This is a genomic window from Nostoc sp. (assembly GCF_036919495.1).
Classification (GTDB): Bacteria; Cyanobacteriota; Cyanobacteriia; order Cyanobacteriales; family Nostocaceae; genus Nostoc.
Map to the genome: position 1 here is coordinate 34,262 of NZ_JBALBZ010000081.1, position 21,804 is coordinate 56,065.

At 42.2% G+C, this 21,804-nt stretch carries 27 protein-coding genes; 15 read left to right on the forward strand and 12 right to left on the reverse strand.

The annotated features are described in order from the left end of the window. Positions 1 to 8 precede the first annotated feature (8 nt). Entirely contained in the window at positions 9 to 1,889 is a 1,881-nt protein-coding gene (locus tag V7K25_RS11750) for an FAD-dependent oxidoreductase (protein ID WP_335158035.1), read from the reverse strand. A 620-nt stretch (positions 1,890 to 2,509) separates the two neighbouring features. Here V7K25_RS11750 and V7K25_RS11755 point away from each other — a divergent pair. Further along, positions 2,510 to 3,451, forward strand: a complete 942-nt coding sequence (locus V7K25_RS11755; RefSeq protein ID WP_335158037.1) for a hypothetical protein — start codon at positions 2,510 to 2,512, stop codon at positions 3,449 to 3,451. Positions 3,452 to 3,507: 56 nt separating this feature from the next. Here V7K25_RS11755 and V7K25_RS11760 read toward each other — a convergent pair whose 3' ends face one another. Both V7K25_RS11760 and V7K25_RS11765 read right to left on the reverse strand, forming a co-directional pair. Continuing rightward, entirely contained in the window at positions 3,508 to 5,178 is a 1,671-nt protein-coding gene (locus V7K25_RS11760; protein WP_335158039.1) for an ABC transporter ATP-binding protein, read from the reverse strand. 285 nt (positions 5,179 to 5,463) lie between these two features. Continuing rightward, on the reverse strand, positions 5,464 to 5,757 hold the full coding sequence (locus V7K25_RS11765; RefSeq protein WP_229488624.1) for a hypothetical protein: 294 nt from the start codon (positions 5,755 to 5,757) through the stop codon (positions 5,464 to 5,466). 631 nt (positions 5,758 to 6,388) lie between these two features. On the opposite strand from V7K25_RS11765, the gene V7K25_RS11770 reads away from it, so the two are divergent. Beyond that, the gene (locus V7K25_RS11770) at positions 6,389 to 6,712 is read left to right on the forward strand and encodes a hypothetical protein (protein WP_335158041.1); all 324 of its coding nucleotides are present in this window, start codon (positions 6,389 to 6,391) and stop codon (positions 6,710 to 6,712) included. A gap of 116 nt (positions 6,713 to 6,828) precedes the next feature. On the opposite strand, the gene V7K25_RS11775 is transcribed toward V7K25_RS11770, so the two are convergent. Continuing rightward, a complete protein-coding gene (locus V7K25_RS11775) occupies positions 6,829 to 7,038 on the reverse strand; it encodes a hypothetical protein (protein ID WP_335158043.1) in 210 nt (69 codons plus the stop codon). A gap of 552 nt (positions 7,039 to 7,590) precedes the next feature. Between V7K25_RS11775 and V7K25_RS11780 the strand changes: the two genes are divergently transcribed. Beyond that, entirely contained in the window at positions 7,591 to 7,911 is a 321-nt protein-coding gene (locus V7K25_RS11780; protein ID WP_335158103.1) for a hypothetical protein, read from the forward strand. Positions 7,912 to 8,262: 351 nt separating this feature from the next. Then, positions 8,263 to 8,601, forward strand: coding sequence for a thioredoxin (trxA, locus tag V7K25_RS11785; protein ID WP_335158045.1), 339 nt, complete (start codon positions 8,263 to 8,265; stop codon positions 8,599 to 8,601). Between the two features lie 176 nt (positions 8,602 to 8,777). Here the strand turns inward: trxA and V7K25_RS11790 are convergent, their stop codons facing one another. From V7K25_RS11790 to V7K25_RS11800, 3 genes are read right to left on the reverse strand one after another with little or no spacing between them, the layout of a single operon-like run. Continuing rightward, a complete protein-coding gene (locus V7K25_RS11790) occupies positions 8,778 to 9,035 on the reverse strand; it encodes a dihydrofolate reductase family protein (protein WP_335158047.1) in 258 nt (85 codons plus the stop codon). After that, positions 9,020 to 9,310 (reverse strand): dihydrofolate reductase family protein, encoded by a 291-nt coding sequence (locus V7K25_RS11795; protein ID WP_335158049.1) that lies wholly within the window; start codon positions 9,308 to 9,310, stop codon positions 9,020 to 9,022. The genes V7K25_RS11790 and V7K25_RS11795 overlap by 16 nt, the downstream gene beginning before the upstream one ends. A gap of 35 nt (positions 9,311 to 9,345) precedes the next feature. Continuing rightward, on the reverse strand, positions 9,346 to 9,600 hold the full coding sequence (locus V7K25_RS11800) for a TIGR03643 family protein (RefSeq protein ID WP_335158051.1): 255 nt from the start codon (positions 9,598 to 9,600) through the stop codon (positions 9,346 to 9,348). A gap of 201 nt (positions 9,601 to 9,801) precedes the next feature. Here V7K25_RS11800 and V7K25_RS11805 point away from each other — a divergent pair, with 201 nt between their 5' ends. Both V7K25_RS11805 and V7K25_RS11810 read left to right on the forward strand, forming a co-directional pair. Further along, positions 9,802 to 10,959, forward strand: coding sequence for a tyrosine-type recombinase/integrase (locus V7K25_RS11805; RefSeq protein WP_335158053.1), 1,158 nt, complete (start codon positions 9,802 to 9,804; stop codon positions 10,957 to 10,959). Positions 10,960 to 11,003: 44 nt separating this feature from the next. Beyond that, positions 11,004 to 11,204: a hypothetical protein gene (locus tag V7K25_RS11810; protein ID WP_335158055.1), complete on the forward strand. Its 201-nt coding sequence runs from the start codon at positions 11,004 to 11,006 to the stop codon at positions 11,202 to 11,204. A gap of 527 nt (positions 11,205 to 11,731) precedes the next feature. On the opposite strand, the gene V7K25_RS11815 is transcribed toward V7K25_RS11810, so the two are convergent. Then, on the reverse strand, positions 11,732 to 12,448 hold the full coding sequence (locus tag V7K25_RS11815; protein ID WP_335158057.1) for a recombinase family protein: 717 nt from the start codon (positions 12,446 to 12,448) through the stop codon (positions 11,732 to 11,734). 53 nt (positions 12,449 to 12,501) lie between these two features. Continuing rightward, positions 12,502 to 12,660 carry a hypothetical protein gene (locus tag V7K25_RS11820; RefSeq protein WP_335158059.1) on the reverse strand — a complete coding sequence of 53 codons (159 nt, stop codon included), beginning with the start codon at positions 12,658 to 12,660 and terminating at the stop codon, positions 12,502 to 12,504. Positions 12,661 to 12,811: 151 nt separating this feature from the next. On the opposite strand from V7K25_RS11820, the gene V7K25_RS11825 reads away from it, so the two are divergent. The 8 genes from V7K25_RS11825 to V7K25_RS11860 all read left to right on the forward strand — a co-directional run bounded on the left by V7K25_RS11825 (position 12,812) and on the right by V7K25_RS11860 (position 18,087). Then, positions 12,812 to 12,994 carry a hypothetical protein gene (locus tag V7K25_RS11825; protein WP_335158061.1) on the forward strand — a complete coding sequence of 61 codons (183 nt, stop codon included), beginning with the start codon at positions 12,812 to 12,814 and terminating at the stop codon, positions 12,992 to 12,994. A gap of 21 nt (positions 12,995 to 13,015) precedes the next feature. Beyond that, positions 13,016 to 13,339, forward strand: coding sequence for a hypothetical protein (locus V7K25_RS11830; RefSeq protein WP_335158063.1), 324 nt, complete (start codon positions 13,016 to 13,018; stop codon positions 13,337 to 13,339). A 163-nt stretch (positions 13,340 to 13,502) separates the two neighbouring features. Next, a complete protein-coding gene (locus V7K25_RS11835; protein ID WP_335158065.1) occupies positions 13,503 to 13,874 on the forward strand; it encodes a hypothetical protein in 372 nt (123 codons plus the stop codon). Positions 13,875 to 13,876: 2 nt separating this feature from the next. Continuing rightward, positions 13,877 to 15,130: a hypothetical protein gene (locus V7K25_RS11840; RefSeq protein ID WP_335158067.1), complete on the forward strand. Its 1,254-nt coding sequence runs from the start codon at positions 13,877 to 13,879 to the stop codon at positions 15,128 to 15,130. Between the two features lie 26 nt (positions 15,131 to 15,156). After that, positions 15,157 to 15,414: a hypothetical protein gene (locus V7K25_RS11845; protein WP_335158069.1), complete on the forward strand. Its 258-nt coding sequence runs from the start codon at positions 15,157 to 15,159 to the stop codon at positions 15,412 to 15,414. A 137-nt stretch (positions 15,415 to 15,551) separates the two neighbouring features. Further along, positions 15,552 to 15,716 carry a hypothetical protein gene (locus tag V7K25_RS11850; RefSeq protein WP_335158071.1) on the forward strand — a complete coding sequence of 55 codons (165 nt, stop codon included), beginning with the start codon at positions 15,552 to 15,554 and terminating at the stop codon, positions 15,714 to 15,716. A gap of 1 nt (position 15,717) precedes the next feature. Further along, entirely contained in the window at positions 15,718 to 16,413 is a 696-nt protein-coding gene (locus V7K25_RS11855; RefSeq protein WP_335158073.1) for a hypothetical protein, read from the forward strand. Between the two features lie 168 nt (positions 16,414 to 16,581). Beyond that, positions 16,582 to 18,087, forward strand: coding sequence for a virulence-associated E family protein (locus tag V7K25_RS11860; protein WP_335158075.1), 1,506 nt, complete (start codon positions 16,582 to 16,584; stop codon positions 18,085 to 18,087). Positions 18,088 to 18,552: 465 nt separating this feature from the next. On the opposite strand, the gene V7K25_RS11865 is transcribed toward V7K25_RS11860, so the two are convergent. Further along, the gene (locus tag V7K25_RS11865; protein ID WP_335158077.1) at positions 18,553 to 18,909 is read right to left on the reverse strand and encodes a hypothetical protein; all 357 of its coding nucleotides are present in this window, start codon (positions 18,907 to 18,909) and stop codon (positions 18,553 to 18,555) included. Positions 18,910 to 19,277: 368 nt separating this feature from the next. Between V7K25_RS11865 and V7K25_RS11870 the strand changes: the two genes are divergently transcribed. Then, positions 19,278 to 19,523: a hypothetical protein gene (locus tag V7K25_RS11870; RefSeq protein ID WP_335158078.1), complete on the forward strand. Its 246-nt coding sequence runs from the start codon at positions 19,278 to 19,280 to the stop codon at positions 19,521 to 19,523. A gap of 57 nt (positions 19,524 to 19,580) precedes the next feature. Here the strand turns inward: V7K25_RS11870 and V7K25_RS11875 are convergent, their stop codons facing one another. Together V7K25_RS11875 and V7K25_RS11880 are read right to left on the reverse strand one after the other, a co-directional pair. Further along, entirely contained in the window at positions 19,581 to 19,910 is a 330-nt protein-coding gene (locus V7K25_RS11875) for a hypothetical protein (RefSeq protein WP_335158080.1), read from the reverse strand. 82 nt (positions 19,911 to 19,992) lie between these two features. Beyond that, positions 19,993 to 21,780 (reverse strand): ABC transporter ATP-binding protein, encoded by a 1,788-nt coding sequence (locus V7K25_RS11880; protein ID WP_335158082.1) that lies wholly within the window; start codon positions 21,778 to 21,780, stop codon positions 19,993 to 19,995. Positions 21,781 to 21,804 lie beyond the last annotated feature (24 nt).

Below are 21,804 nucleotides of genomic sequence, written 5' to 3' on the forward strand. Positions count from 1 at the left end.
AACTCTTCTTATCCTCCGTTCAAATGTTCGACTAATAACCAATTACCAGAGTGGTTTTGACAACCCCACAATGTAACTAATTTTTCGTGAGGATAAGTGCGTAATTGCTTGTCGATATGCGATCGCAAAGTCACAAGCTGCCAATTTTGACCTTGATATGCGGCTGGTGCTGTGACAGTGAATCTGTATTCCTGCTGACCCAAGCGGTAAAAAATGCCTTGGAAACAGTTACTTTCCCAAATTAATCCCTTGCCAAAAGTAGAGTCAGGGTAATGATTCCACGATGGGCAAGGGCAATCACCACTAGCTGGATAGGCTTGTGGGTTATTTAAGTAATACAGTTGCCAGTGCAGCCAATCCGAATGATTGGGCGGAAGATTAAATAAAGGAATAATTGCTACTTTTGAGCGATTATCTTCCAATAAAGCCCTTTGCAGGGCCCTAACAGGTAAATCCCTCGGTTGGCAGTTTAACTCAACACACATCGCTGCTGCCATCCCTGCTGCTTGACCAATGCCCATAACCACAGGTTGTAATCTAGTGGCCCCATTGGCAATATGGGAGACAGAAATATTCTTTTCACAAACCAAGAAACCATCTGTTGTGGCTGGAATGATAGAACTGTAGGGAATTGTAAAAGGAGTTCCAGTCCAGCGTCCTCCCCAACGGATAGATTTTGGTTGTAGTGGGAATTGAATACCAGGATAATGATGGTCATTGGCGTAGTTACCAACTGCGATCGCTTCTCCTGTCGGAGACGCTTCGCGTAGCTTGCTTCCACGAAGTGGTACGCAAACGCCTGCCGTAGGATGCCCAAAGGGCTGTAGGCCGAACGCTTCATATATAGATGCAACTCTACCTCCAGCGATCGGCAAAATATCCTGTTCTCGGACAGTAGTTAGTCCCACTAAGCGGCGGCTTTCCCGGTAATAGGGATGCAGAGCAAAAGCTGTAGGGGTGTGAGGAAATACTTTTTCTGCTAAACCATAGCGAGGACCAAGCTGATTTTGGATAAAATGGGCAAAATTTTGGCTGTGCCAGCGAGCTTCTTGGATGAATTCACCTCTGGATACATTTGACTCTATCAATCGCCCTATTCCTTCGCCGTAGTCATTGCCACAGATTGGCCAATTCATCATAAATAGGCCACCAGGCAAACGTCCATAATTCAAAAATGTCTCTGTGCCATAGCCATCCCAAGCGCCTGTAAATTGCAATGAATTATAGTTAGGCGCAGGTGGAATTTCTGGTGCCGCAGCTACGCCCGTCGTAGACATCGCTTCACCAAAGTCTTGCATAATCACTACATAAGTGGGCGCTTGCACTGGATATTTTTCAGTTAAAGAGTTAAAAGCTGCTGGGGCGCTGGGTTCTCCCCACTCAGATTGCAATTCCCAGCCCCAGCGATAGGGTATCTCAGCTAAAGCCAATAAATCTCCTAATTCTGTGCCGTCGAGAATAATCTTGGCTGTGACAGCAAAATCAGCAAAGCGCACACCAGTAATAGAATCACCTTGGCGAAACACTTCTATTGGCACTTGTCCAGAAATCCAGTCCAGATTTGGCAATTCCTGCACCCAATCTGCAAAAATCTCTGCCCCAATCCGAGGATCGTAACTAAAAAAGCTTACCCAACTGTTATCTAATCCTCCGGGCTGTCGTTGTCGCAATTCCTGCAAAAACGCACCCCATAATCCCGTTTGAAAGACTTCTAATTCGTTGCCATCGGGTGCGGATACTCCTGCCGAAGTCAGCATTCCCCCCAACCAAGGAAATTCACTCACTAGAATCGTTTTGGCTCCCCGTCGCGCCGCTTGGATAGCAGCCGCAGTACCACCGGTTCCTCCACCGACAACTAAAACATCAGCTGTGTATGTCTGATTAACCATTGCTTATATCTCACTGGAGTTTTGACATATTCTCCCCAGATAGCTTGGCATCAAACAAGATAAATTATTAGGACTTACGCAAAAATCCCCAAATAAATATCAGTTCTATATAGGGTTTCTATTTGATTGCGTGAAAAGACACGTAGGGGAGCCAGTCGTGTGGCGGGTTTCCCTACTTGAGCTAACTGCGTTGTATTACCGCCGATAGTACGGCATCCTTTCCTTTATTGTCAGGAAAAATCAACTTTTTTATCTAGCTAGATATACCAATTTTGGAAAAATGAGATAACTGCAAGTTTTGTACTCAGCTAGCAGAAAGATTTTAGCAAAGTTGTTATTTTTAATTTATGCATCACAGAAGTCAATATAAAATCCTTTATTGGCAAGACTTACAAATAATTTATTTTGACTGGAGATGCATAGGGTTTGGGATTATATCTAACAAGAGCTTGATATCTTTAGTCAGACTCATGAGAGAGAACTTGATATTCAACAGCTATGAAGAAAAACAACTTGTATATACAGCTAAAGATAGAGGTTGTTACTATATTTTGTATTTAAGCTTAATATAAATAGTAAATTTTTATGAATTACTAGTATTAAGTAATAATCAAAATGCTATGTTTACTAATTGCTTTAAAAACAATGATACTTTAAGTGTCAATAAGGATAAGAATATATCAAATGTTGAGATAGCACTTTTTATAGATCAAATCAAAAGTAATATCTGGCTATTTGGTATTCCATCTTGGCTTTTTGGCATAACTGATAGAAGCGTAGCTGCATTTGCGGATGGTTATTTATCTCCTATAGAAATATTTCAGCTACTTACAGCCTCTTTCTTTTTTCTGAGTTGGCTATATCTCAAGCCTGATGAAAGCTTTAATAGCAATGATTTAGACCCCAACGAATATCAAGAATATCTTGCTCGTACTCAAGCTAACAAGCTTCAAGTGAAAAAGCTCCACATGATTAGCCAGGAGTATATTTTACCGTTCCCTTATATTTGCCAAATTTATCATTTATTGAATTTAAGGCATTTAGAAACAGTTCATAGCTTTAGTCTTAATAACCTGAAGATTTTTCAAATTAGCCACTTTCAGCCAACAAAGACTGGTGGAATAATCAAATTCCAAACAATATTGGATTCGCCAGGTAATGCTCTGAGAATTTGGCGTCAACCGATTGTAGAGGTGGATTTAATATTACATACTCCCTATACTGTTGAGCTGAGTATTCCAGTCTACAATAACAAAAGGATAATTGTTATATTTCATGCTTTTCCGTTAAATGACTTAGAGCATCACTTTTTTATAGATATTTATAGTGATTTAGAGTGGCCAAAGCCATTATTACAAATAATATTGCATTTTGCTTCTTGCTTGACACTATTTGAAGATTTGCCGTATCTAAGAGCTTTAACTGATAAAAATATAGGGCGTTTATTTAATTTAAGTAGGACTTCAAATCACGAGACTGCATTGCTGTTTAAAAGATATGTTGAGCTATATGGTTCTACTGGAGAACCAATTAAATTACTTGAGGGGAGTGAAGAGAGGTAGGAGTTTGAGACGCGATGAATCGCGTCTGTACAAGAAAGAGTTAGGAGTTTGTTTGGTTAAGCGCGTGCTAGTAAGGGGGCAGCAGCTATTAAGGTTTTGGTATAAGGGTGCTGAGGATTAGCAAAAATGGTTTTTGTCAGACCGAGTTCGACAATTTTACCGCCATTCATTACGGCAATACGATCGCACAAAAATCGAGCTAACCAAAGATCGTGAGTGATAAACAGATAAGTTAGCTCAAATTCTTCTTTCAATTGCAACATCAAATCCAGCACTTGCGACTGTACGCTAGCGTCTAACATACTCACTGGTTCATCGCAGATCAAAAGTTTAGGGTGAGTAATCAAAGCACGAGCGATCGCAACTCTTTGCTGCTGTCCACCAGACAAATCTGATGGATAACGTTCATAATAGACTTCTGGCGGTGTTAACCCAACTTTCTCTAGCATCCACAAAACCTGTTCTTTTGCCTTAACGGGATCGGCTAGATTGTGGATAAATAAAGGATCGGCAATACTTTGTCCCACTGTCATCGCTGGATTGAGACAAGCATGGGGATCTTGAAAAACCATTTGTATTTGTCGCCGCGAGGAGCGAATTTCTTGACGCGACAGTTTAGTTAAATCCTGTCCTAAAAACTCAACTTTGCCACTAGTGGGACGAATTAATTGTAAGATTGTCCGTGATAGCGTACTTTTACCGCAACCTGATTCCCCAACTAAACCGAGAATTTCTCCGGGATAAATATCTAGGTTGATACCATCTACTGCTTTAATTGTCTGGGCTTGTGTCTTAAACAGCCGTTCAATAAAGTTAGGTTCTATAGTGTAGTACTGCTTGAGTTCACTGACACTCAAAATTGGGGATTGTTTATTAACAATCGGTAATTGCTTTTCTGAGTCATTGGCAATTATCAATTCTCCGTCATCATTTACTGCTTGAATATGTAAAGCTGCTTTTAAGAGCGATCGCGTGTATTCATGTTGAGGGTGTCTAAATACGGTTTCTGTAGCACCCATTTCCACCATCTTACCGTTGTACATAACGCCAATGCGATCGCAATACTCAGCCACCATTGCTAAATCATGAGAAATCAGCAATAATCCCATGTTTTCTTCACCGCACAGACGAGTTAATTCTTTTAATATCTGTGCAGAAACGGTGACATCTAAACTGGTAGTGGGTTCATCGGCAACAATTAACTTGGGGTTGAGGAGTAAAGCTAAAGCGATCGCTACCCGTTGGCGCATTCCGCCGCTAAACTCGTGGGGATACTGATTCCAGCGACTAGCTGGAATATTCACCTTTGCCAAGGTAGCAAGTGCTTTTTCTTTGGCTTCTGGCGTTGATAATTCTGGTGAGTGCGCCTGGAGGGTTTCAATACAATGCTTACCAATCGTCATTAACGGATCGAGGCGTGTCATGGGATCTTGAAAAATTAAGGCGATCGTTTCTCCCCGAAATTTACGCAACTGGTTAGGCATCAAGTCAAACACCGATTGTCCTTGAAATGTCACCCGTCCTTCAATCCGACTAGAGGCTGGTAGTAAACGCATTACTGCCCGTCCTATAGTTGACTTACCACAACCCGACTCTCCCACCAATCCCATTCTTTCACCTGGTTGTAAGGTGAAAGATACATCATCAACCGCCCAGGTTGCTTCTTCTCCACTCCGCGCAGGATAGGCAACTCGCAGATTTTCGATACAGAATAAGGCTTCACTCATAGTTTAGTTATCAGCCCTGAGCTACCAGTTTTTATAATTTCAAATTTAAGATAGTCTATCAGATTAGTATTAAACCTTCGTTGTGCGAACATCTTTTTTGTCTTAGCGTAGGCATAACCTCTACAAAAGAAACCTTGAAGCTAGATTAACCTAATGTATCTATCGGCAACCAACCCAAAGGGAACTACGAGATCCGCTAATCTTCTATCATACTGATTTATAGTGCTTGTCTCAACTTTTATCCGTTCATCTAGGAGACAAGCAAATATTTTACTATTGAGCTAATTAATGTTCATGATCTTGATGATGATCGTTTAATCCTTGCTCAGTTTCTAGTAGCCGTGAAATAAGCACGTCTGCTTTTCTACTAATAACAGACCTAACTTTATCAATAGCAACTACTTCACTGATTTTGACAACCATTTCCCAGAGAGTATCCTCCTCTGTATCTTTGTTGTAAGTTCTATGTTTAAACCACAACAAATCATCCCAAACTCCAATAACTGTGGCGAAATACCATTTGTCTCGTACTAGTATCCAGATTTCTTGTTCTAAGTAAGTCTGTAGAAGAGGTTTCACGATGAGTAAGATAATGGAAAAGATTGTGCTACATATTAAGTAAGTATTAACAGGTAAAGCAACAGTTAAAATACTGATATGGTTTAGTGTAAATTATATTAGCATATTTTAAAACTTAGTAAATAAACTGTATACAAACTGAGGTTTTGCCAATAACTAAGTTAGTAATTTTATTATTTTGGTAAAGACTGACTGTATAAAATACAATTTTATGATTTAGTATTGACTGTTACAGACTAGAATATCTACTACAGCATTATCACTGAACCGGATCGACACCATTCCTAAACTAGTAATTTAGCTGATGTATTACTAAGGGTGCGGCCTATCCGTCCAACCTAACAAGGCTATTTCATTCTCATCTACCCCGTCTCAGAAAGAATTCTGAGTCTAATAGCCAAAGTCATCTAAAGACGACTGAGCAAAGGTACAGTCTACGCTATCCGCAATTTCTGTTCAGTTTACCAACTGAATTCTGACAACTGATGCCTTTATTATTTTTGATAAAACTTTAGCTAATTAATTCACCCATTTGTGGGAGATAATTAGTAAACCAATAAGTATACTTTGCTTATAATCAGACCAACAGAAGATGGTTTGAAATAACATTCACGCAATAGATGTATCAATTATGTTAAACCTGATATTCACCGGATGTATAAAAATAAAACCCTTGGTTCTTTCAACAGCTTTTTTACTGGCTATACAAACTTCTGCCAATGCTGAACAAGCCTTTCCTAATTTGACTCCAGCACAAGCTCAACATTTATCCCGCGACTTAGTTCCATATAACTCTCAAGACTTTTTGAGGCAAGGAAAAAATTTGATTGAGAGAGAAACTCAAATTCTTAGGCAAAGGCAACTGCGCCCAATTAAACCTGTTCTTAAGATTAATTCAGTACCGCAGATAAAAGTACCCCGTACTCAGCAAAACCCTAATATCTTAACTAGGTAAGAATCATCATGCGTTTATAAAACTTTAGAAGCCTCAGTTATCACAATTATTATGATCTGCGTCCCTCTAACAGAGTTTTTGTGTTTCAATAAATTTTGCAACACAAATTTATAATCTTAATCGTCTAGTAAACTCATCAACGCTTGAACTTCACCGTTTTGGGACTCTGATAATTGACCTTGTAACTTTGATAATTCTTCTTCTAATGCTTCTGCTACATATAGCATATTAGATTCTTGTGCAATTTTTAGCTGATTTTCTTTAATCTTGATTTGTTTAAGCAAGTTATTTTCAAAATTAATTGAATTGTAATGTTGAGTAATCATAGCTTTATATTTTTTATCAATCTACTGAATGCAATTAAATTTACCACCTATGTATTATTTCACAGTTTCACCATTTTTTAAATATTTGGTAATTTAATTTTCATTGCTCGTAGGACAGCACAACGTAAATAAACATACTATTTCAAATGGCGCAAAAGCTTGGGATACAATACTTTTGACTTTCGCTTTGCGGTAGTAGTATTTACGGGTATAACAGGCTTAATACATCATGCCCGTATTTTTAGAGGCTTTTATAAAAATGGAAATTATGATATAAGATTGGTTGACTTAAGGGGAATTTTAGATAATACATAGGACTTACGCATGAGTACCGGAAAAACCTAGACGTATACTCCTACAGAGAAGCAAGCTATGCAAAACGTCTGTCTGCGACACGCTGCGCGTTCGTAGATAATAGGTTTGCCGCAGGCTACCACAGAGGATATGGCAAAATCACAGTTTTAGAAAGTTTTTGCATAAGTCTTCATAGATCAACTTGTCTATTACTTCACAGAGTATTGCCCCATAATTTAAAAAAATTTTGTGAATGATATGAATTTAAAGCTTATAAAAAGATACATTTTTACCTTTGTAAAAATTATCTCTACAATCCTTATAACAAGCGCGATTGGATTGGAATCATGGAATATTTATGCATTAATAACTAATACTAATCTATCAAGCAGCCTTAATCCAATTTTTTGGATTGAGCGTTTTGCCGTCACTAGCCATTTTATCGAAAGCATTATAGCAGCTTTTTATGCACCTTCAAGAAAAAAGATGCCAATAAAATATGCTATTTATACTTTTTTCGTAGGCACAATTGGGTTGTTAGAACTGTTTGATCGAGAGAATGATTCCTCTACGCCTTAAGGTATAGGTTTTTGGATTAGGTCAGTTGGTAGGGCGTATTAAAGCACCCTACGTAAGAAAGTTGTAGGTTATTAAATCCATGCTATTAAGTAAAACGGCGTAAATAATTAAAGCTTTGTAGTAAGGACTTTAGTCTTAAAAAAAGGACTGAAGTCCTTACTATGAAATGGATTACAATAATTTTACATTAATTAACATAGTTCGATTTATTCACATCGGCTTACTTAAGCAAAAATCAGGTGTGGGGTTTCAATAATCTAAGTGACTGGTGAATCTGACAGGCAGAAGGGAGTATAGTTTGTATAGTTAGCTTTTTGCTGAAATTTGAGTTTGACACTAAAGGATTAGAAAATGTCTACAGATACTGACATAGTTACTTACGTTCAAGAAAGCGAATTTGATACTGTTTTAAATGGAAGTGAAGAGAAAATTGTTGTTGTTGATTTTACTGCTACTTGGTGTGGCCCCTGTCGCTTGGTCAGTCCGTTAATGGATCAACTTGCTGAGGAATATAAAGGTCGCGCCAAAGTTGTTAAGGTAGACGTTGACAGCAACAAGCCAATTTTCAAAAGATTTGGTCTTCGCAGTATTCCAGCAGTTTTAATATTTAAAGATGGTGATTTAGCTGAAACTATCGTAGGAGTTTCACCTTACGAGGACTTTAGCAAAGCTGTTCAGAAGCTTCTTTAGGTAATTCGTAATTCGTAATTCGTAATTCGTAATTAAAAAGGGTTTGATATTAAGTCCAGGTAATCACTTATGATGGAAGTTTCCTTGCGTCAATCATAATGATAAGTGTTAAACGGAACATAATATGATTCCACTGCCTAATGATGGCAGTCACGTAATTATGAATTATGAATTTTTTAAATCTTCTGTTTTCGCCTATAATACGCTTGAAGTAAGCCGGTAGAATATTGTTTTGAGCTAACCAGTTCCAATTCTTCTTCAGGGCTAGGCGGTGGGAAAAGGCGTATACCGCCACCTAAGATAATTGGAATAGTTGAAATAATATATTCGTCAATCAAGCTGTGCTGAAGAAACGAATTGATTAATGCTCCGCCACCAACTAACCAGATGTTTTCATAACCTTGAGCCTCTATATTTGCTAAGGCTGGCTCCACTGGATCAGAAATAAATGTAACATCTTCACGGTTAGATTGGAGAGGGCGCTGGGTGAAAACGAAGGATTTTTTTCTGGATAAGGCCATTCATTAAAACCAAGCGCTACTTGATATGTATTGCTACCTAACACGATCGCATCAATCGATTCGTAGAACTCAGTGTAACCGTAGTCTTCACCTTCTGTATCAAGGATTGATAGCCAATCAATTCCGCCATCACTGCGAGCGATATAGCCATCCAAACTAGCTGCAATGTAGAGTGTAACTTTCGTCATTGTGCTTCTGAATTTGGTAGTTTTCACCCAATTACTTACGTTTTTTGATTGTGCGATTTAAACCGACCTGCAATAAATTCTCGCTTAGATAAATGTTTTGTACTACGTTTGGTGACTCGCTCTCGCCACATCTGAAAACTAGATTCTTTCATTTCGCGCCTCATTAGAGCGATTACCTGTTTCTCCAGTATCCCAAACTGAGCCTCAATAGCATCAAAAGATGTTCTATCTTCCCATGCCATTTCAATGATGCGATCAATGGTTTGTGAATCGAGGTCAGGTAGCTTCATACTTTTGCTGGCAATTGATAAATTAGAGCTATATCTATATATTTTAGTTTTCGTTTTGAAGAACCATTGTGTCTGCTGTACCTAGTTGCAGGGCATAAAGATTGGCATATTCGGCACAGCAAGCTTTGGGTGTATATGTGCCTCATGAGAAGTAGTCACCAGCCTATCAGTTAACCCCAGTTATCGCGGAATGGCTACTCAATGGCTACTGAAGTGGGCATAGAAAACAAAGCAAGTAAGCTAAGGCTGAGACTACCAAGAGCTATCGCCGTAGGAAGCTCACGCTACATCAGCACAGGCTTGGGCGCAACACCAGAAAACCTAAAGAAAACTCAGGTAGTCGCTTGGCAGATAGAAGAAGACATTAAGACAGGACAGCTAGACCCTACTTTAGAGCGATACAAACAACAGTTTAGACCCAAGACAGTTGTAATAACACAAAAGAAAACACCTGACTTACTAGAGCTTTGGTTTGATTATGCCGAATACAAAAGAAACCAGTTAGCTGAGACAACCTACAGAAAAGATTACTTACGAAAGTTCCCCTACCACTTGAGAAAGCTACCAACTAGAAGCTTAACTGAAGCCATCGTAATCAGAGACTACTTACTTCTAAACTTGAGCGCGGCTACAGCAAAGAAAGTACTCAGAAGTTTAGCAGCGTGTTGTGCGTGGGCTGTGAAGTCTGGGATAATAACTGTTAATCCTTTTGCTGGCATGGCTGCTGATGTGAGACAACCTAAGCACCAGAGAGCCATAGACCCATTCACCTCAGAAGAACGCACTGCAATCTTAGAAGCCTTTCGCCAACGCAAGCCCCACTACTTATCTTTTGTTCAGTTCTTGTTTCTCACTGGTTGCCGCACAGGTGAAGCTATCGCCCTCCAGTGGAAGCACATAAACTCAGCTTGTACACAGATTACTTTTTGTGAGTCTTACGATGGTGAGCTTAAGCTTAGGAAGACTACAAAGACTGGCGTAAGTAGGCGTTTTCCTTGTAATCATCAGTTATCCAGCCTGTTATTATCTATCCGCCCAACTAACCCAAGCTCTGATTCTCTGGTGTTTACCTCGCCTACAGGTCTACCAGTGCATAACAGTGAGTTTACAAATAAAGTATGGAAAGGTAGGAAAGATGGTCAGAAGGTTTACAGAGGTATAGTCACAACTTTAGTAGACGAAGGCAAAGTACAGCGCTATCGTTGTCTCTACAACACTCGCCACACATTCATTAGCCAGTGCATAGAGGCTAGTGTGCCTATTCCTCAGATAGCTAGGTGGGTTGGCAACAGCCCAGAGATAATCATGAGACATTACGCAGGGTGTGTAAGTAGCCTAGAAGTTCCCAATCTGTTGTAAGCGGGGTAAACTTTGGAGTGCAACAACATTAAGGAGAGTGCTAAGTGAGCAGAAACACCACTCAGCTACTATGGTCAGCATCCGTAAGCTTAGAAGTGTATCGTCAGCAATTACCTAAAGAGTGCGCCGAATATAGAAGTGTGTCTAAAGCTTTGAGCTACCTTAATAAAGCTAAGGTTTTCTACAGCCTCACAAGAAAGGGGCAACAGGAAGAGGAAGACCTACAGCTTACACAAGTGCCTTAGACTTGGGTTAAGTGTCCTTAGCAGGGGACAGCAGCAACAGAAGACAAGAGAACCTATGACACTTAGCCTATCTAACTATTGTAAAACCTTGCCACCACTGTATTAGAACCACATGAGATTACTTTCCGTAAACATAAGCGGGCAGGTATTTATACTCATGCTTTTATTATTCCACCGTAGAGAAACACACTCGCATAGCCTACACTCTTTACCCAATAAGCAAGAGAGCCGCCAAGCTTGGGTTATCTCCTGCTGTGGAGAGTTTCAAGTGTGTGGCTGACTTGTGTGGAGAGAAAAACTATAGTATAAATTCTCCTGTGTTTTACCGTCGTACCATCGTAGCTCAGTATCCCCCTATTACTTTAGTGTCGCTTTGCTCCAAGCATACTTAAACATTTCTTTGTTAGATTAACATAAGTATTAGTACTCACCTAAGATGAAGCGTGGCTGTAGTGAGTACTCTGCTGTGACTTGTAGCTGTGGGTGAAAGAGCTTATGTATGGGGCAAAGAACTGAGAGAGGGGCGCTCATGCTGCTGCTAGTCTTTTGCTTAACGATTGCTTACTCCAAGCTGTACCTCTACTTGTGACAAAGCCCTCTGAGGTTAGGGCTTTCGCTGTGGCTTCTAGAGATAACCCACCTTTTCTTAACTCTTGCGCCCTTTCCAAAGCTGATGCTGTCTTGTCCTGTGCTTGGGTTGAGTGCGCTTGTCTGCCAGCTAACCCAAGTTGCTTACCTTGCTTCTTTAGTTGAGCTAGTGCGTCTTTTGTTCTCTGACTAATGGCTTGCCTCTCTTGCTCACTCACCATAGCTTTGAGGTAGATTTCCATAGGGCTAGCTTTAGGGCTATCTGCTGCAATAAGTGGGGGCGTCTGTGAACCAAAGAAGTAATTGTTTACATAGCCTGAGACATGAAACACCTCTCTAGAAAATCTATCTTGCTTACTCACTAGCACACTTGCACCGTTAGCTTGGGCAGTGGTTAGGGCTTGCATAAAGATAGGGCGTTCTCTTGGGTCAATCTTTCCGCTAACTATCTCAGAGTACACACCCACGATAGACAGCCCTCTCATCTCACATAGGCGTTGGCAAGACTCAAGTTGGGCATCTAGACCTAAGCCGCTTTTGCCTTGCTCATCTGTGCTGACTCTTAGGTAGATAACAACTGCGTTAGGGTTGGGTTTGGCTTTCTTGTTTCTCACTGTGGCGCTCTCTACTTGTGTTTGTTCCTTAACTATAGCCAAGTAATCACAAATTGTCAACTTCTAACACCCCTTAGAAAGCTACAGCGAAGTTATTACGCTTTTGTGTCGTGCTGTTGTCTCACCCAATCTTCAAGTATGAGCGTGACAAGTGTTTGCAATGTAGTGTTGCGCTCTAGTGCTTGTCTCTTAAGGTCTTTAGATAACTCTGCGGGGAAATTGCGAATGTAAAGAGTGGTAGTGTCTTGGGTCATGTTCATTTTACTCACGCTGCTAACATTGCTAACAAATGTGATATACTATAGCTAGCTAACAAAGCTAACAATAGTTGTCTGGCTCACACTCTCTAGCTTACCTGAGCCTCAAGTAGTTTTCAGCAAACTTTAGCCCAAGAGCGAAGCGATTATGTTCACCAGCGATTCTTCATTGATAGACGACCCAAGGCTGACGGTAGATGACAAGGAAGTGACATTCTCTGTAGGAGATGACAAAGAAACAACTGTCTACAGCATGTCAACAGACGAATACAGCAGCGCTCTAGAGATTGAAGCTGTTGTGATTGACGTAGTGAACGACAAACGCAAGTAAAAACATAGGAGAAGTACAAGTATGACACCGACAGAACTAATCACCAGTAATGGTAAGAACACGGTAGACAGTAATAGCAAGACTAAAGCAAAGCGCCAACGAAAGCTACCTACGCTCATAGCAACAGGTACGCAGGAGCGCAAAAGCCTTAAGCTGTCTGGCTCTATCTCAGCAAATGCTCAAGAAGTGGCAGGCTTGAAGTTTCCTTTACTCACTCCTTTTGTGACTTCTCAAGAGAGTAGTGAGCTATTCGTCAAGATTAGTAAGCATGAGATTGTCAGCCTACTTAGTCAGCAACACTTCAGTACGGCAGGAGTTGTTGGGTATCTTGTGAACCTTAGCTGACGTAAGGAAGCATAAGAAGACATAAGGAGACATAAGAACTTGGACAGACTTGCAGCAGCACTAATGATTGGAGGTCTGCTGCTTTTACTTTCAACAGGTAAAAGCGGTAGTAATCGCACAGAGATAAACCTATGTTTCTTTTGCACTTACGAGGGAACCGAGCATGAACAACAGCCCACAGACAACACTTACAGAGAACCGCGTCAGCACCAACCTAAGCCAAGATAAGACTGCACTCACCATCACTTTTGACGGGAAGCAGGAGCAACTACCACAGCCCACGGCAGTAGACAAAAGTGGGATTGGGGCGCTTCTGTTCTTAGCTCTTTCAGCAGCCTTCACAAGCGCCGTCATCACACAACTGTTGTTAGCTCTAGCTTTGCCCATAATCTCTTTTGACCGACTCCTATCATCTGTCGTAGGGTGTGCTGTGTTCGGCTTAGGCTTGCACTGGGCAATACGCTCAAGATTAGAAACAAGCGCCCTTCTCTTTTGCTGTGCTGTAGTGGCTGGTGTAGTCTTAGGAGGGCTGTAGTTATGCAAAGTGAACGCAGTGAATATCCAGTAAGCTTCGTAAGAACACTTTTGAGACTACAGCAAAGCACTAAGGCAGGTGTATTGGGCTTAGGTGTGGCTAGTCTTTTGCTATTACCCACAGTAGGACTACAGAATAAAGGCGTAGGTAGGCTGTCTGCTGCTGTAGCTGGGCTTGCTTGCAGCTTAGTGGGCTACAGAATGGCACAAGATAATAATGCACTGTCAGCCATCTCTGAAGACTTAGGCATCATAGACCGTAAGCAGTCGATAGCATGGTATAACGGGCTGCTGTCAAGGAAGCAAACACTTACGGTAGAGAACATTAAGCCTATAGAAGCTGACTTAATCACTGATGTGGTGGGCTATTGGCAAGCAGAAGATAAGCACCTTCTCATTGTGGGCGGCACTGGCGCAGGTAAGAGTACTTTTGTGCAGGCTTTTGCATCAGTGTTGGGCTACAGTTGGCATTACAAAATATATGACAATGACTGTACCGTAGATGACTGGCTTTACTTGCGCTCTCTTCCTAGCTGTTCTTTGTTTGAAAGCTACATCAGCATAGGTGAGCAGATGCAGGCGGATTTAAACGCCATAGAAGACCTAACACAGCAGAGAAAGCAAGCAGGCAACCGATGGCAACCCAATCTTTGCCTCACTGTGGCTGAGGAAATGCCTGCTTTGGTTGATGAGATAGAGGTCACAAGAGAATGGATGTCTAAGCAAGCAAAGAGAGGGCGTAGGGTTAAACGCTTCATTGCTGTAGTGGCACAGAACGACACAGTAAAGAACTTGGGTTTAGAGGGTGACTCAAGCCTAAGAGACAGTTGTTTTGTGCGCGTTTACTTAGGTCAGAGTGCAATAGACAGGGCGAAGCTACTGAAGAACACAGCATTAGTTGACTGGCTAGAACGAGGTGGTAAGCAGGTGTGTCTGGTAGATGATAAGCCAGCCTTACGCCCCACCCTTGCCCGAACTCATACACAACCGACTTCCCAGTTCAACAAAAGTTCAGAGACAGAAACGGCTGAAATCCTTACAGAGAGCCAGTGTTCAGACGTTCAGAGCGTTCAACAGATGCTAGAAAACTCGCCTTTGACTGGTGTTTACGTGACTCCTGAACAAGTGAACGCCCTAAGAGAACTCTACCAAAGTGGCATGAGTGTAGCGAATATTCTTGAGGGCAAGCTTGGGCAGAAGAGGGGCGGAAGTTGGCAGAAGAAGAAAGACTGGCTTGAGCTTTTACTTTGTTCTTGATTGTGTCAACCAAAGGAGGCGTGAGTATGGGCAGTCTAAAGACAACCTGGGGCGGCGATCACAGAAGTAAATACAAAGGACAGAAGACTAAGACCTTTCGCATTCCAGAGAACATGGATGGTGACGCTCTCGTGAGCCTAAGAGATGACCTCAAAGCTGTAGTGAGTGCTTGGGAAGCTGAGGCTAATTCACCAGAGCATAAGACTAGCCCAAGGTATGACGCTTGCAAACGCTTGCTAGAGGAGCTTAGAGGGCTATTGGAAGGAACACAGCATAAGTGTTAGCTGAGGTTCGGCAATCACTACTAAAAGTGTAGGGCTGTGGTTCGGTCAAGTCCTCAAAATCCCATCCACAGACTTATTAATAGAGACGGATAAACGTCTGTCCTGAGTTAACTAAACACAAGCAAGGAGGCTTTTAGATGAGTAGACGACGTAAGTATGGGGCAAGCGCTGAAATTTACTTCGAGAGTCAAGAGCAGATAGATGAGTTCAGGACTATAGCAGCCGCACTTGGGTTAAGTCTCTCAGCCTATATCAGACAAGTGTTAAGTGACACACAAGCAGTAAGCACAGGAGATAAGTAAAGTGACCAAACCTAAGCAAAGTAAAGAAACCGAATACTTTAAGGCTGAGGCAGAGAAAGTAGCAACTAATGAGAGTAAGCTTTTAGGCGCACCTGTGAAGCCCAAGAGTAAGGCACAGATGAAGCGAGAGTATAAAGCACAGATGGACGCTGCAAAAGCTGTAGTAGACGCTGTAGATTGCTCAAAATACACCGCAGACGACTTCATAGCTTGGCTTGACCGCACCGAAAGCTTTATGGAAGTCAGCTTCGTAGAAACAAAAGCCTTAACTGAATACTTAAGAAGAGACATACACTACTGCAAGGGCAAGTCTGACGCTGAGGTATTGGTCATAGAAAGCAAACTCAAGGCGGCTTGCAAGAGAGTAAGGGCGCACGCTGAGGAAAGAGGACGCCTAATGCTGACCTCTGAGCAAGTAATAGGTGGGCTTGTTGTTGAGATAAGGGCTGATGAAAGCTTCAGAGTACGCATCCAGCCTGGTATTTACTCTCGCCGTTACACCACTGAAGACATTGAACAAGTAGCAGAAGACTTCCCAACCGTAGCTGAGGCGCTTGTAATGGAAGGTTACAGAAACCTGCCACGAGTGAAGCTAGGAGATGAAACCATAGTTAACCTCAACGGTAGTCCAATTAGAGAACACAACGGCTTAGTTCATCTAGATGATGTGCTGCGCTTGTTCACTGAGGAAAACTAACAAGACAAAATCAAAAGCCAGCTAAGGCGGCAACCAAAGCTGGCTCTTATTAACAAAAACAAAGGAAAAAGAAATGAACTATTTTGACTCAATTGTATCTCAAACTCAAGACTACGCGCAAGCCCAAGCCTATATCTCTTATCTTTGTGGGACACCATAGAGGAAATCATGGCTGGTGTACCTGAGCTAGAGACAGCTAAACCTAAGCCCAACACTAAGGCAGTAGCCCAACAACAAACTATTGCTGTGCCTCCTAACGCTAACTTCACTGCGACACTAGACACTTTCGCCAACAAGCTGAGAAAAGCTCCTGAAGGTGAGCGCAACAGCACACTCAACACGTTAAAGTACACACTCGCTGGGGCATTTCCAGACAAACTGGAGACAATAGACGAAGTGCTTAAAGCTGTGGCGCTTGAGATTGGTCTATCTAAAGCTGAAATAGATGCCACTTTAGCCAGTGCCAACAAAGGAACAGAGCGCCCGATTACACTTAAAAGTAATGGAGGCAACCGAAGCAAGAGCAACATAATGAGAGAGGCACTAGACAACTACTTTGATGGCAAACTTCAGTGGGATGAGATGAAGAATAAGCTTAGGTTTAGGGGCGAGTGCTTGAGCTTAGAACAATTGCACGACACAGCAGAAAGGGAACTAGACTTAGACCTACCTTTTGATAACTTCAAGCGCATAGCCTCAACCACAGCCCAGCGTTACCCCTACCATGCTGCGAGAGCTTACTTACAAAGCCTCACCGTAGCAGCAGACCCAACACCAATCTTAAGCGCCCTCTATCAAGCTATGGGTGTTTATTCGCCACTGCATAGGCTTTACATCCGTAAGTGGCTTATCTCTGCTGTTGCTCGTGCCTTAGAACCAGGGCAAAAAGCTGATGTGGCTTTAGTGTTACAAGGTGAGCAAGGAAAGGGAAAGACAACTTTCTTTAGTTCTTTGTTTGGCGAGTTCTTTCAAACCTTGGGTGAACACAAAAGCGATGTAGACCAACTGTTAGCGATGGCGCGTAGCTGGTGCATTGAGTATGGCGAAATAGAAAATGCGTTTAGTAGAAAAGCTGTAGCGGCAATCAAAAGCTTTATGAGTACCGAAAGCGATACCTTCCGCAGACCTTACGCCAGTGAACCAGACGAATACCCCAGGCATTTTGTTATCTGCGGCACGACAAACCAAGGTGAGTTTTTAAGCGACAGCACAGGCAATAGACGCTTTTGGGTAGTGCCTGCGACAGAAGACATTGACACCGAAGCCATTACCCAAATGAGGGATGATGTTTGGGCGGCTGTACTTGCCCTTTTCCTAAACAAAGAACAATGGTGGTTGACTAAGACAGAGACAGCCTTAGCAGCTTTAGATACCGCCCAATATGAACACGTAAGCCCTTGGGAGGAGACTATCGCCGCTTACCTGACCCACCACACCCCCTGCACCCTCAAAGACATCATGGAAAATGCGCTAGGGTTTGACCTAAGCAGGTGTAACGATAAGAAGGCACACGCTGAAATCACTGCTATCTTACGTAAGCTTGGGTGTACAAAGAAAGAATGTAGGCACAAGGGCGTTAAGGGCTACTACTGGGCTTTACCTTCTCTTGCTGATGTTAAAGCAAATGATGTGAGGGTGACTAAAGAAAACATCCCAGCCGTTGAGTATTACTAACCTCAAGCCTAAGACACACAAAAGAATAATAGATGGGGCGCTTACCTTTGTAGGCGCTCTTTTCTTTTGCTGTCTTAATGTCGCCACCTCAAGACACGGTGCTTAAGACAGGATTAAGACACACAAAACGCTTACACAGCAAGGTTTTCAGGCTGCTGTCTTACGTGTCGCCAGGTGTCGCCAGCTTTTTCTAACAAATCTAGAGAGTTAAAAAATCCTGTGCTAATGCTGCTACTCCTGCCTATACCCACTAGTCTTAAAAACCTTAAGACACCTTAAGACACTGAAGACAGAGGTGGCAAGTGTTTTGTGGGTAAGGGTTTTAGTTGTCGCAAGGTCTGTCTTAAGCTGGGGTTTTTGTCGCAAGGTCTGTCACACAGCAGCCAAACTGATGCCGTGCGACCAAAGCCCTACCCAGCAAGCGATTCTTAAGAACTAAGGTTAAAAGCAAAAGAGAGGGCAAAACTAGGGTTGAACCAGCCCTTCTCTATTGAGTGGTTGCAGGGGTTTTAGGTCAAGCTTAACCTGATTATCTCTTAACACCTTACTAAACTCTTGCTGTTCCTTCGTGCTATCGGCTACTATTTGTTCAGCACGCTTGGTTAACATAGCGGACACTTCTCTTCTGTTTTGCTCTTCCTCTTGTAACCTTTTAGCATCAGCTTTCAATAGCTTGATTAAAATTTCCGCTTTCTGTTTATCTATGATTGCTTGCTCTTGTTTGTCTCTAAAACGTTGGTATTCTGATAAAAAGATGACAGATACATTAGCTAAAACTGCAATCAGTAGAGTTGGTATAAGTATATGTTTGTTTTTTAACATTTGTGCTTACTTCTGTAGACTTTAATACACCCAGTTTAGCGTGTAGGCAAATGAAAGTTTTAGCAAGGTACACTCTCAAATGCTACTCGATTCCTTAGCCGAAAGTAAGAACAAGGGCAATAGAAACGCTGCTAAATCCGCCTAAGTTTTCCCCACTGTTTACCCTTGTTTTTGAAAAAAGGGGGTACGGTGGGGTATCGAATGGCTTAACCACAGGGGTTTCAGAATAATGTACCTTAATGGGGAGAAGTACAGACCCCACGATAGACAGCAAACTCAAGTTAGATACACCTATGACGGGTGATACAAATCACTGACGTATGTTGAACTACGGTAAATACTAAATTCTATTATGTATACATTGACTTATGAATAACTACCAACGCTATTACGAAAGCAAATACGGTAAGCCAAAAGAAAGCCTTCAACCTAAAGAAGGTCTATTATCTAACCGCGCAAAAGAAAACTTAGAAACCGTTACAAACCCAACCAACGCTCAAGTCGTTGCTTTTATCTTGTCTTTCCTAACTTTTGCATTTGTCAGGCTTGCGCCAAAAGCTATACAGCATTGGGATAAGATACTACCTCAAACTGTAGAACATACACAAAAGTAATCTGTAGCTAAATAAAAGAGGGCGCACCTAAAACACGTACCCTCTTCTAGTGTCAGTTCACGGAAACAACGGAAGCTCTAAGCCCTCTAGTAGTTCTTTTGCACTCACGCCCCTAGATGCTGCAACCATACCAACAGTCAACCACAATTGCCAATTTAGAAAAACTTGTTCCATTGTGTTTAGCTCTTGTTTATCATCAGTTCCAAACAACAGCTTATAAGTAGCGCTATGGCATTCTTCAATCCTTTGTTTCAGAGCAGTTCCTTTAAGTCCTGTACTCAGTTGGATAGCACGACAAAAGGCTTTGTAAACACGTTCGCTTTCTAACATAAGTTCGACACTAGGAGAAGTGTAAGCAGTGCCAGTGTTGTTACTTTGGGTGTTCATCTTGTTCTGTGTTACTATTGTCAACTAACGCTGTTGGCTACTGTCTGGCTACTCACACCAGCTAACTTGACCCCAGTTATCCTTAAACCATTGTGTCTGCTGTACCTAGTTGCAGGGCATAAAGATTGGCATAGACACCTTGCTGATTGATGAGTTCGGCGTGAGTACCCTGCTCTACAATTTCTCCCTGCTCAATTACTAATACCTGATCTGCCTGGGTAACTGTACTGAGGCGGTGGGCAATTACAAAGCTGGTACGACCTTGCAACAAACGAGCGATCGCAATCTGTACTAGCGCTTCTGTACGCGTGTCAATGCTGCTTGTTGCTTCATCAAGAATCAGTATTCGGGGATTAATCAACACCGCACGAGCAATACTGATTAGTTGTCGCTGTCCTTGGCTCAAGGGTGCGCCCCGTTCACCCAATTGAGTTGTATAGCCTTGTGGTAGTGAGGTAATGAACTCATGCACATTTGCCAACTGTGCAGCCGCTTCGATATCAGCTTGAGTGGCGTAAGGAACGCCAAAAGCTATATTTTCGGCTACAGTGCCGCTAAACAAAATATTGTCTTGCAGAACGATGCCGATTTGTCGCCGTAGACTTGCTTGAGTAACGCTACGCACGTCAATATCATCAATTTTCACTGCACCACCAGATACATCGTAAAAGCGCAAAATCAAGTTAATAATTGTACTTTTTCCTGAACCGGTCGGCCCTACTAACGCAATCATCTGCCCTGGATAGGCGTGCAAATTCACCCCTTTGAGAACCAGTCGATCTGGGTTATAGCCAAACTTGACATTCTCAAATGTCACTTCACCGTGAATAGGAGGCATTTCTGTCGCATCGGGTGCGTCATTGAGTTGTGACGGTTCATCTAGCAATAGAAAGATTCGCTCTAACCCTGCGAAGGCAGATTGAGCTTGGGTGTAAAACTGGCTGAGAATTTGGATCGGACGGAAGAACTGCTGGACGTAAAGTAAAAAGGATGTTACCACACCCACTGTTGCAACTCCGGTGACTGCGAGATAGCCGCCATAAGCCAGCACGCCTGCCGTTGCTAGGGTGTTGAGAAAATCAATGGAGGGCAAAAAGGCCGAAGTAATTGCTACAGCCTCGACGTTAGCATCTCTATTGGCTGCGTTAAGAACGTCGAACTCTTGAATATTCATCTGTACACGATTAAATGCCTGTGCTTCTCTGACGCTGCCAATATCTTCTTCTAACTTGGCGGAAAGCTCGCCAATAGTTTGTCGGGTAACGCGAAACCTGGCTCTCGCCCAACGGGCAAATAAGCTGGTGGTAAAAATCATCAATGGCACAACCAGATTGCTCAATAAGCCGAGTTGTAAGTTGATTGAGAGCATTGCAATGATGATACCTACCAAACTGAAAGTGTTGCCCAGCATTTGGGCGATTGTCAGTCCAAAAGCCTGATTTACAGTATTGACATCATTCAGCAGGCGGCTCATTAAATCGCCTGCTTCGCTGCGATCGAAAAAGCTAAGTGGCAAACTTTGGATTTTGGTAAAAATATCTTGCCTCAGTTGAGCCAGCAATCGCTGCATAATCCAGCCGACTCGAATAATTTGACCTCGGATTGCTAATACACCAAGTCCGTAGTTTAGTGCTAGTAGCCCTAATAACAGTAGCAGTCCTTGCAAATTTCCTTGTGCAATTAGGTGATCAATCGACCAACCGAGGAAAAACGGCCCAATTGCCTGGGTTACAGCACCAATAAATACTAATGTCAGGGCGATGGGAATTTCTTTGCGATAAAGTAGCAAGTATTGCAAAAAGCGCCGCAGGGTGGAGAGTTGTTTACTCGCTTGATCCTCGGATGCAACAACGGGAACTGTGCCTCTCATAGTAATTTTGGATTTTAGATTTTG